Annotated in this window: 2 protein-coding genes; both read right to left on the reverse strand. The window is 65.3% G+C overall.

All coding sequences use genetic code 11. The annotated features are described in order from the left end of the window. Positions 1-114 precede the first annotated feature (114 nt). Positions 115-906: an IS21-like element IS1415 family helper ATPase IstB gene (gene istB / locus ABWI03_RS34070; RefSeq protein ID WP_003944771.1), complete on the reverse strand. Its 792-nt coding sequence runs from the start codon at positions 904-906 to the stop codon at positions 115-117. After that, positions 906-2447 carry an IS21-like element IS1415 family transposase gene (istA, locus tag ABWI03_RS34075; RefSeq protein ID WP_030538069.1) on the reverse strand — a complete coding sequence of 514 codons (1542 nt, stop codon included), beginning with the start codon at positions 2445-2447 and terminating at the stop codon, positions 906-908. Before istA ends, istB begins: the two co-directional genes overlap by 1 nt. Positions 2448-2580 lie beyond the last annotated feature (133 nt).

Raw genomic sequence — 2580 nt, forward strand, 5'->3', positions numbered from 1 at the left:
TGTCAATGGCCACGAAGTTCTCCCCGTAGGCGGCCAGTAGTTCTCCCCGCTGGTGGCCACGGGTTCTCCCCGGTGGCGGCCAGTTGTTTTTCCCCACCCGCTTTCTGATTTGGGTTAGCTGAAGGGCTTCACCCCCTTGCCGGTGGTGGCTTCGGTGAGGCGGAAGGAGTCGCCGTCGGTGACGACGACGTGCGCATGGTGCAGGAGCCGGTCAACGGTGGCGGTGGCCAATGTTTTGGGCATGATCTCGTCGAAGCCGGAGGGGTGCAGGTTGCTCGAGACGGCAATCGCTCGGCGTTCGTAGGCAGCGTCGACGAGGCGATAGAATCCTTCGGCGGCGTCTTCAGAGACCGGGAGCAGACCGATGTCGTCGACGATGATCAGGTCGGAGCGGATGATCCTCGTCAGGGCTCGGGCGATGGAGTCGTCGGCACGGTGCCGGCGGACCAGGGCACCGAGGTCTTCGATGGTGAACCAAGACACCGCCAGCCCAGCTTCGACTGCGGCCTGCCCGAGTGCCTCGGTGAAGTGAGACTTGCCAGTTCCCGAAGGCCCACAGACGCAGAAACATTCACGCCGCCCGACCCACTCCAGGGTGCGGAGCGCGTCCTGGGTGGCGCGGGGAATCGACGATTTCGTTTCGTCCCAGTCGCCGAAGGTCTTGCCGGTAGGGAAACCCGCGCGTTTGCGGCGAGTGTGCAGGTTCGCCCGGTCCCGGCCGGCGGCTTCCTCAGCGAGGAGAACCCGCACGACTTCGGCGGGGTCCCAGCGTTGGGCTTTCGCGGTCGGGATGATATCGCTCAAGGACCTGCGGATATGGGGCAGTTTCAGGCGTTTAGTCAGGTCGATCGCCTCGGCCAACGGGTCGCCGTTAGCGCTGGTAACAGTGCGCAAAGGGGTGCTCATCAGGCGTCATCGCTTTCATCGTCAGTAGTGGCTGGGCTGGCCGGCGCTGGTGTCTGGCCGAAGGTGGACCAGGCGGCGGTGCCCGGTTGCAGAGTGTGGTTCTCGCTGCGACGGACCGGATCAGCGTGTTCGTGGGTGACTTGGTAGTCGAGGATCGAGATCAGGTCCCGATCGGCGAACCGGCCGGTCATCGCCGCCGTCCCCAACGCTCTGTCGACTGCGTCCGGGGAGTGCAGCTTCGAAAGGTCCACGGCCTCGGCCATCTTCGCCCTGATGCGGCGCGCTCCCGCGGCGGCAGCCTCGACCAGCCAGCTGTTGGCACCCTGGCCCAACTGTAGGAAGGCGAGCTCGGCGGCGGTACGAGGCTTGGGCACCCGGTCGGCGGCGTCGCGGTCTGGGCGGGGTGGGTAGTGGTCGTTGTCGAGGACCGGTGAACCGGGTTGGCCGCGGCGGTGCCGCGCGACTTCGACTGCACCGCCATCATTGTCGACGGCGGTCACGATCAGCTCCTCACCATGGAAGCGGGCCCAGACCCGAGTGTCGATCAACGTGTGCGGCACCGAATACCGCACCCCTTCCACCGAGATCGTCGACTCCCAGTTCACCCGCCGGGTAGTGCCGAACACCGCGGTGAACGGAGATTTCGGCAGCGGATGCAGCCGCTGCAACTCTTCGGCCAGCCGCTCGACCGGCCGCCGCCGAGTAGAGCTGTGGACGCGGGTGTTGACGTCGGTGCAGAACTGCCGGCAAGCCGACTCGAGCTCACCGAAAGAGTGATACTGCTCGCGCAGGTTCACCTCCTTCGGCAACAGGTCGGCTTTGGCGATCCGCACCGTCGCCTCACTTCCTCCCTTCGACTCCGGATCAGCAGGTAAACACGTCCGCAGCGTCGTGCCGTAATGCCGTGCCACCTCCACGATCTCCGGATTGCGGACCGCGATCCCGGCCACGTGATCGATCGTCGCGGTCTTCTCGTTGTCGGTGAGGACATAGACCGGAACCCCGCCCAAGCGGCGGAATGTCGCATCCAAACACGCCGCCACCGTCGGCAATGTCTTGTCCCAGATCGGGATCACCACCCGAAATCGCGACCACGCCAACCATGCGCAGAACAACGTCGTCTTCCGGCCGGAAATCGTTGGCCCGTCACCGAAGTCGTACTGTAACCACAGCCCAGGTTCGGTTACCCACGGCCGATACACTCGCCGCCGACCAGCCCGAAACTGGGCCTTCGCCTCCGCGACCGTCCGGCGCGTGGTCCGCTCACCGCCGGTGAACCCCAGCGCGACGATCCGTTCGTGGATGACATCCGCGCGGACCTTGCCCTGCGAGCGGACCACCAACTCCTCGATCTTCGGCAGAAAGTCGTCGATCGCCCGCGCTCGATGCCGCCGGCGGTCCGGCGGCTGCCCCGCAGCGCGCATCTGCACATACCGGGCCACCGTGTGGTGATCACACCCAGCCAGCTCCGCCGCCGCCCGATAACTACCCGTGAGGTCGTACGCCTCCAAAATTTCCATGATCTCCCTGCTCGATTTCATCCACCCAGCGTTGCCGGGACCGAATCTGACTCACAGCAGGTGGGGAACTATCTGGCCGTACGCGGGGAGAAACCATGGCCACAAAATGCGCCATAAATGGCCGCCAGTGGGGAGCTTACGATGGCCGTCGACA

Source organism: Rhodococcus baikonurensis (assembly GCF_040489275.1).
Lineage (GTDB): Bacteria > Actinomycetota > Actinomycetes > Mycobacteriales > Mycobacteriaceae > Rhodococcus_F > Rhodococcus_F baikonurensis.